Consider the following 8,936-nt stretch of genomic DNA (forward strand, 5'->3'; position numbering starts at 1 on the left):
TTTAACTCACCACAAAAATTAAATTTTTATATAACAGTTACGCTAAATACTTTTAAATATATTTTTCTGAATTTGCAACAGCATACGATATCTAATCCAACCACTGACAGGTCGTATTAAATACCAGTGAGGTCTGAATTTCACTAAAGCAGTTTGATCTATACACAACACACGAGTTTCTGTAGTCACCCTCACATACACGTCATTTATTTTCTGAATAGAAAAATATAAAGTGAGCTTAACATGATTTTTTTGACGAAAATCTAAAAATGATAAACGATCTGTAATTCTGACTTGCCCATAATTCCATTTCCAAAGCTGTCCGACCAAACCAAAAATCACTTCTTGCTTATCTTTTATGTCCAATAAAGTGAAATGATCAAGGCTAAAAGGCGCTAATTTTGATTTTTCTTTACAGAAAAACTTATAAATTCGATATGGTAATTCTCTTAGAGCAATAGCACACCGAAAAAAACAATCATCATTTGTCTTATAGTTAAGAATAGCATTCATCGCCTGTTCAGGAGATGCTTTCATCTTCATGCAATGTTGTTCTCTATAACTATATGCAGGCAGATACTTAATATTTAATGTCATAGTTTAAGTGATGATTTACTTGGAATGTAAAAATTTTAAAAAGTGATCTAAATAATATGGTGCAGACGCTAACTCCACCTCTTGACCAAGTGATGCTAAACGCTTATACGCCATATTTGTTGCAACTTGAATGACCCCATTTAAAGTTTTATTAACAACAAAATTAAACTTAAGTATGTCTTTAGGTTCACGAATCAGTTGCGTTACGCCTACATCAATAATTTTATTTAAACATACAAATGCATCTGCAATTGCAGGTTTATTCCCTTCTCGAACGTGTCCAATGACCTGTAATGTTTTATTGATTAAAGTATCATCTACATCATAGCGTACATAAATATTTTCTCCTTCTTGTCGAATCATTGTCGTAAAATAATTCACTAAAGGTTGCAAGCGTTCATTACTTAATAATGCAATAGACCACGGCAAGTATTTTCTTAGTGTGGTTAATACATGAGCAATTACTTTTTCAGAGTCTTCCGCAACTTTATGACTTTCAGGCTTGGTTAAACGCGTTTTTTGTTGTTCGAGTAAATCAATAAATACTTGCTGTACGATTTGTATAGACACATCGGCCAAAATATCACCCAAATCATGCGCAAGTTTTTGCTTTGCGCCTGAGTTTAATTGTTGTTGAAGCGCAATAAAACGCTGATACGTCTGTGTTTCAACCTTTAAATATACAGCATAAGACATAAATTCAAAAACCAAAAAATTTTTATATACACTAGCACGTTATTTCACGCCCTGTTACCGATATTGTCAATATACATGCTCTGCCAAGCATTATTTTTTTGCTACAATAGAGTAAATTTACTTTTGATCTGTTACCCCTATGACCGACACGAATGCTAATTCAGCTCAAAATATTGCAACAACCTACGATCCCACCGAAATTGAAAAAAAATGGTATCAAACTTGGGAAGAACGAGGCTATTTTAAGCCATCAGGTCAAGGCGATTCTTTTTGTATTATGATTCCACCACCCAATGTGACTGGTAATTTGCACATGGGACATGGTTTTAACAATGCCATTATGGATGCCCTCACCCGCTATAATCGTATGATGGGAAAAAATACACTGTGGCAACCAGGCACAGACCATGCAGGTATTGCCACCCAAATGGTGGTTGAGCGTCAATTGGCAGCAGAAAATATTAGTCGCCATGATTTAGGTCGTGAAAAATTTATAGAAAAAATTTGGCAATGGAAAGAGCAGTCTGGTGGAAATATTACCCATCAAATTCGTCGCCTAGGCTCATCTGTAGACTGGTCACGTGAGCGTTTCACGATGGATGATGGCCTATCTAATGCCGTAAAAGAAGTCTTTGTACAACTACACGAACAAGGGCTGATTTATCGTGGTAAACGTTTGGTGAACTGGGATCCAAAACTACAAACGGCTTTATCTGATTTAGAAGTTGAAAATCATGAAGAACAAGGATCTTTATGGCATTTCAAATACTTTTTTGAAGACAAAAATCTCAATACCACTGAAGGTAAAAACTATTTGGTCGTGGCAACTACACGTCCAGAAACCTTATTTGGCGATACTGCTGTCGCTGTACACCCAGAAGATGAACGCTACAAACATCTCGTAGGTCAACATATTGTTCTGCCTATCACAGGACGTTTAGTACCAATTGTTGCCGATGAATATGTTGAAAAAGACTTTGGTACAGGCTGTGTGAAAATTACGCCTGCACATGACTTTAATGACTACGATGTAGGTAAACGCTGTAATCTTGCGATTATTAACATTTTAAATAAAAATGCTGAAATTCTGTCTGAGTTTGAATATTTTGCCAAAGCAGGTGAATCAATTTCAAAAACAATTACAGCGCCAAGTGACTATGCTGGATTAGAACGTTTTGCCGCACGTAAAAAACTCGTTGCACAGGCTGAAGCGGAAGAATGGCTTGAAAAAATTGAACCCTATGATTTAAAAGCCCCGCGTGGTGACCGTTCAGGTGTGATTGTAGAACCACTCCTTACAGATCAATGGTATGTCAAAATTGCTCCTCTTGCAGCCCCTGCTGTTGAAGCTGTACAAGATGGACGCATTAAATTTGTCCCTGAACAATACACCAACATGTATATGGCATGGATGAATAACATTCAAGATTGGTGCATTTCACGTCAGCTTTGGTGGGGACATCGTATTCCTGCATGGTATGACGCAAATGGTGGTATTTACGTTGGGCGCAATGAATCAGAAGTTCGTGAAAAATATGCACTCGATGAAAGTGTAACACTCAACCAAGATGACGATGTACTCGATACATGGTTCTCTTCTGCATTATGGACGTTCTCTACACTCGGTTGGACGGGTAACGCAAAACAAGATGCTCAAAATGATATTTTAAAAACATTTCACCCAACCAATGTTTTAGTCACAGGATTTGATATTATCTTTTTCTGGGTTGCACGTATGATTATGATGACGATGCATTTCATGAAAAATGAAGATGGCTCAGCACAAATTCCGTTTAAAACCGTGTATGTGCATGGTCTTGTGCGTGATGGTGAAGGACAAAAAATGTCCAAATCAAAAGGCAATGTACTTGATCCGTTAGATCTGATTGATGGGATTGACCTAGAAACACTCGTACAAAAACGTACATCTGGGCTCATGAATCCTAAACAAGCAGGAAAAATTGAAAAGGCAACCCGTAAAGAATTCCCTGAAGGCATTAATGCCTATGGCACAGATGCTGTACGTTTTACGTTTTGTGCTCTTGCCAATACAGGTCGTGACATTAAATTTGATTTAAAACGTGTTGAAGGTTATCGTAACTTTTGTAATAAAATTTGGAATGCGACTCGTTTTGTCCTTATGAATGTAGAAGGTCAAAACATTGCTCAACATGCACAGCCTGAATTATGGGAATTACCAGAACAGTGGATTGTTAGCCGACTCCAAAAAGCAGAAGCCGATGTTCATCATGCATTTAGCACATATCGTCTAGATCTTGCCGCACAAACCATTTATGACTTCATTTGGAATGAATATTGCGATTGGTATGTCGAACTAACTAAGCCTGTACTAAACGATGAACAAGTCTCTGAAGCCCGCAAGTCAGAAGTACGTCGTGTATTACTTAGCGTGATGGAAGCTGCTTTACGCCTTGCTCACCCACTGATGCCTTATTTGACCGAAGAAATTTGGCAAACACTTGCACCAATGCTAGGCCAAAAAGCAGATACCATTATGACTGCGGCATATCCTATGCCAGATCAAGGCAAAATGAACGATCAAGCAGAAACAGACATGCAATGGTTACAAGGTCTTATTGGCGCTGTACGTAATATTCGTGGGGAAATGGGATTAGGTAATGCACGCCTATTACCTGTATTACTCAAAAACATATCGGACATCGAACATACTCGTATTCAACGCATTGAGCCACTTTTTAAAGCCCTTGCAAAGGTTGAAAGTATTGAGTATCTCACTCAAGACCAAGAACCGCCATTATCTTCATCGAGTGTTGTCGGTCACGCTTCTGTTTTTGTACCAATGAAAGGTTTAATCGACCCGAAAGCAGAGCTTGCTCGCTTACAAAAAGATCTCGACAAAATTCAAAAACAGCATGATCAAATTGCCAATAAGCTTAGCAATGAAGGTTTTGTGAAAAAAGCACCGCCTGCTGTCGTAGATGGTGAAAAAGCCAAGTTGATTGAATTTGTCGAACAATTGAAAAAAGTACAGCATAATATGCAGCAAATCGCTGACTTATAACCACGTCACTCATATGGGCTAATTCAGATTAGCCCATATTTTTATGACCATTAAACCATTCAGGAACAGATTACGTTTTTACTTCTACAGTATTTAACATGAAAGGTATCATCACAATCACTTTCAGACCACCTAACTCCTCACTACGAGCTAACTCAAACTCCCCACCCACGCGTTGAATGGCTTTTTGAACAATAGATAGTCCCAAACCACTACCAACCTCTAAATGATGATGTACACGATAAAAACGTTTAAGTACCTCCTCATACTGCTCCTTAGGAATACCGGGGCCACTATCTTCAATACACACAGCACATTTATTGTGTTGTAGAGGATATACAGAAATATTTATGACCCCTGACACTGGTGTATATTTAATCGCATTATCAATCAGATTATAAATAATAGAGTGCAATGTGGGTTCAAAACTCTGTATTTTTACTTCTTCGTTACGCACAAACCCTAAATCAATATCTTTTTCCATGGCCAAATTCATTAATTGCTCAACGCAATTGAGTGCCACATCATTTAAAACAAAACGCTTCGGCTGTTCTAACGCATGTAAAGAAGTATCTTGTTTGGCTAAAGAAAGTAACTGACTCACTAAGTGTTGAATACGTGCCAATCCTTTGCTTAAGTTAATAAGGGCCACGTTATCAGGAAAATCTCTCAACAAAATTTTTGTTTGTAAGTTCAATGCAGTGATCGGGGTTCTTAATTCATGAGCAGCATCTGCAACAAATTGTTTTTGCTCTTGTTGAGTCTTGGAAATACGATCAAATAAATAGTTAATCTCATGAATTGCAGGAAGTAATTCAAGGGGATATTGTTCATCGGTGACATGTGTTAATTCATTGGAATCTCGCTGGGCAAGTTCTGTTTTTAACACATCAAACGGCTTTAAACTTCGCTTAATAATATAAACAATAATTAACATGGCTAAAGGCATAATCAGCAAAAATGGCAACACCATACTTCCTGCAAGCTCTAAGGCCAAAACTTCACGTACACTTTGATGCTGACTAATTTGTATTTGACGATCTTGCGAAGGCAAAACATAGGTATACCATGTACCCGTCTCTGTATCGTGTTGATAAAATCCTGCTGTTTTTACTTTTGGTACTAAAAGCTGATTTTTATTCAATGCCTCTATATCGTCATATGCCCAAATATCAATGAATAATTCTTCTTGATCTTGGTTAGGGCTTAAATTCAGTTTGCTATGCGTATCTTTCAACTGAAGTGTTGTTGCACGACTTGCAAGAAACTGCATTTGTGCATCTAGAATATGTGTAAGCTCTTTTAATGCGATTTGATATGTGGAAAACATCAATACACATGCCATGACAACACTGAGCAAAGATGTCATCACAATGAGCCGTGTATTGAGCGAGCTACGGCTTTTTTTCATAACACACTCAAATTATAATTGCTGCTGACTATGACCGAGTCTATAGCCTAAACCACGTATCGTACGAATAAAGTCTTTACCTAATTTTGTTCGCAAATGGTGTATGTATACCTCTATCGTATTACTCGACACCTCACTGTCAAAATCATATAACTTATCTTCTAAATTGGACTTAGAAAATATTTTATTTGGATGGGTCATAAGTGGTGTCAAAATTGCCCATTCTCTATTTGAAAGTTCAATAGTTTGACCCTTATATTTTGCAATGTGTTGTTCTACATCTAACACCAATTCATTATTGCTTAGTATTTTCTCAGTAACCGATTGAGCCTCTAAACCTGCTCTGCGTAATAATGCATGTATGCGTGCAAGTAGTTCTTCAAACTCATAAGGTTTGACTAAGTAGTCATCTGCACCTTGATTTAAACCATCTACACGATTTTCTAATTGATCACGCGCAGAAATAATCAATACTGGAATTTGTGTTTTTTGGCGAATTTGCTTGAGTACTTGCATGCCGTCCATCATCGGCAAACCTAAATCTAGCAACACAATATCAAATGAATGTTTATTTAATGAAGCTAGACCATCTAAGCCATTATTGAACCAATCGACATCAAAACCATGATATTTTAATAATGTAATTGTCGACTCAGCAATCATGAAGTCATCTTCAATGATTAATATTTTTGTCATGGGGTCTATGTGCTCACGAAAATGTTAAATTTACGATACGATAAGATATTTAAAATAAGATTAATTCTCCGAATAACCTAATCATAATCATAGAATAGGTCGCATCAAGCATTCAATAGACTTCATCGTCAAAAATATCTATTTCTATACAAAATCCATCAGATTAATATATCAATATACACTTGAAATAAGATTTAAAATCGCTTCAATGATGGTGTAATTCCATGAAGATGATGTCATGCATCTTATTAAGAATAATAATATGCTTATCAGTGTAATGACACTATGCTTTATTGCCAATAATGTTTGTACAATGTAATTTTGACAACTTAAAAAAGACTTAAATTTTTTATTCTTATAAAAAAAATGCCTTGTAAAACTACAAGGCATTTTTTCAATGTTTGAACAATAAAGACTTAGAAGTTATATTGTGCAACAAAGTTTATACGAGAGTAATCACCTTCTTTATTAGTAAAGGTTTTACGCTGACCGTATGTATATTCTGCACCTAGCTCAAAGTCTTTCACAGGAGTAAAGAATGTATTTACAAGAACGTTATACATCGATTTATTGTATGCGTTTGAGTTAAAGTTAGATGCCACTTTGCTGTAATCTGAATCTTTGCTGTTCCAAATTGCACCACCTAACACAGATGATCTAAATTGAGCATTCCACTTGTGTGTATAACCTGCAAAAACGGCATCCATTTCTGTTTGGTTAATTCTTTGTGGATTACCACCGCTTGATGTCACGCTATACGCAGCATCATTTGGGTAGATCATGTATCTGTTATCACCCACAATGTGGTAGTAGTTAGCGAATAATGTATCGTTTTTGGTGAGGTCATATTTACCACCAACACCAACACCCCACGCAAGTTTTTCGATATCGTTGTTATTGTTGGTAGAAACACGGTTTTCATGAAGGAAACCAACTGCCTTTAAAGACCCTTTTTTATCTGGGGTATTCACAGCATATTGGAAGCTCAACGTTGGTAAGCGACTACCACCACTTGTTGGAGTAGTTTCTTTCGTAACATAAACAGGATTACCATTTTTATCTAACTCTAGAGTTTTTGTAGTAGTAATACCATTTTCAACATCTTTACCCGTTGTTCCTTCAATCGCCACTAAGAGTTTTTGGTTCTTTGTGATTGGTTGCGTATAACGTACTTGTACAGGACGCAATGACGCTGAGCCCATAATACCGTTTGCATCAACAATACTTGGCGTATCTGTTACAAATGGCGAGTTTGTTTGACCCACTGTCCACTTACCTAGCTCAACATAAGCATGGCGTATACGAAAACCACCTGCACCATTGGTATATGAGCTACTCATGAAATCACCCTCAAATTTGGCTTTTAAATCGCCATAATCTGTTGAGCGTAGTAAATCAAGACCTAAGCGAGAGTTCGCTGCAGTCGCATTCATGACTTGCTTTGTTGTATTGTCGCTATTTAATGGAACTTTATTGGTTCTGTTATAAATGTCGTTTGTCGATGAATTTGTATTATCTAAATCATACGTAACTTCTGCACGTACACGACCGTACAATTTTAGCTGGGTTTTACCATCTGCAAGCGTCATCCAACCTGGCTTACTGCTTGATTCTTTTGGCGCAAGATTTGGTTTTTCTAAAGCTAAGATTGCATTTTGTTGCAGCTGTACAGATTGCTCTTGTTGTTGTTGAGCAATTTGTTGCTGCTGAGCCACTTGCTGCTGCTGTTGTGCAGAAAGTTGTTGTACAAGCTGTTGTAATTGAGCAACTTGAGACTCTAGTTCAACCACTTTTTTCTGTGTGTGTGTTGTTGTCGTTGCAGCTTGAGTTGAACCCACAGCCCCCATCACCAAAGCCGCACCAATTGAAAGTGCTAATTTATTCACTTTAACCACAGATTTTTCCACCCTTAAACAAAAAAAGTTAGTTACTGTCTTAACTGTTTATACTATTACAAAGAAAAGTAACAAAATTATGACAATAGATATGCATATTTTTATAAATGCTTATTTACTCCAACACATGACTTCATTAAGCGCCCAATTCAGTCATACATTTAATATATAAATTAAACATTTATCAAAATCAACTTTCGGTGTGATTCAAAAAAACAATTAAAATAAAAAATCACACAAAAAAAGACGATAAAAAACTTTAATATTTCTAAAAAATTACAACAAAATAAAAATAAAATATTGAAATTCATTATATTTTAGTCATAACTTAAAATATAAAGCTAAAACACTATAGCATAGTCAGATGACTATGCGGTCTAATTCAAGCAATAAATATACCAAAGATTAAAACCACAATTAAAATAAAATAAATATTACTAAAATCAATAAAAAGACTACAGAAACATTGATTTCTACATAATAAGCAGATGCAACAACCATTTATTGCACCAAAAAAGAATAAAAAAGCACTAAATTTGTGCAAAAATACTTATTATTAAATACTATGTAATATAGTATTTACATCTTAAAATTCTTT

Annotated in this window: 6 protein-coding genes; 1 reads left to right on the forward strand and 5 read right to left on the reverse strand. The window is 36.1% G+C overall.

Annotation, left to right across the window (positions count from 1 at the left end):
- Positions 1-42: 42 nt before the first annotated feature.
- A complete protein-coding gene (locus tag I2F17_RS00775) occupies positions 43-543 on the reverse strand; it encodes a hypothetical protein (protein WP_235985881.1) in 501 nt (166 codons plus the stop codon).
- Between the two features lie 69 nt (positions 544-612).
- Positions 613-1,293: a hypothetical protein gene (locus I2F17_RS00780; protein WP_211138846.1), complete on the reverse strand. Its 681-nt coding sequence runs from the start codon at positions 1,291-1,293 to the stop codon at positions 613-615.
- A gap of 139 nt (positions 1,294-1,432) precedes the next feature.
- Between I2F17_RS00780 and I2F17_RS00785 the strand changes: the two genes are divergently transcribed.
- Positions 1,433-4,336: a valine--tRNA ligase gene (locus I2F17_RS00785; protein WP_211138847.1), complete on the forward strand. Its 2,904-nt coding sequence runs from the start codon at positions 1,433-1,435 to the stop codon at positions 4,334-4,336.
- 70 nt (positions 4,337-4,406) lie between these two features.
- Here I2F17_RS00785 and I2F17_RS00790 read toward each other — a convergent pair whose 3' ends face one another.
- The 3 genes from I2F17_RS00790 to I2F17_RS00800 all read right to left on the reverse strand — a co-directional run bounded on the left by I2F17_RS00790 (position 4,407) and on the right by I2F17_RS00800 (position 8,338).
- Entirely contained in the window at positions 4,407-5,747 is a 1,341-nt protein-coding gene (locus I2F17_RS00790; protein WP_196423295.1) for an ATP-binding protein, read from the reverse strand.
- A gap of 12 nt (positions 5,748-5,759) precedes the next feature.
- Positions 5,760-6,443, reverse strand: coding sequence for a response regulator transcription factor (locus I2F17_RS00795; RefSeq protein WP_196423296.1), 684 nt, complete (start codon positions 6,441-6,443; stop codon positions 5,760-5,762).
- 416 nt (positions 6,444-6,859) lie between these two features.
- The gene (locus tag I2F17_RS00800; RefSeq protein WP_211138848.1) at positions 6,860-8,338 is read right to left on the reverse strand and encodes a DcaP family trimeric outer membrane transporter; all 1,479 of its coding nucleotides are present in this window, start codon (positions 8,336-8,338) and stop codon (positions 6,860-6,862) included.
- Positions 8,339-8,936 lie beyond the last annotated feature (598 nt).

Source organism: Acinetobacter baretiae, assembly GCF_015627105.1.
Lineage (GTDB): Bacteria > Pseudomonadota > Gammaproteobacteria > Pseudomonadales > Moraxellaceae > Acinetobacter > Acinetobacter baretiae.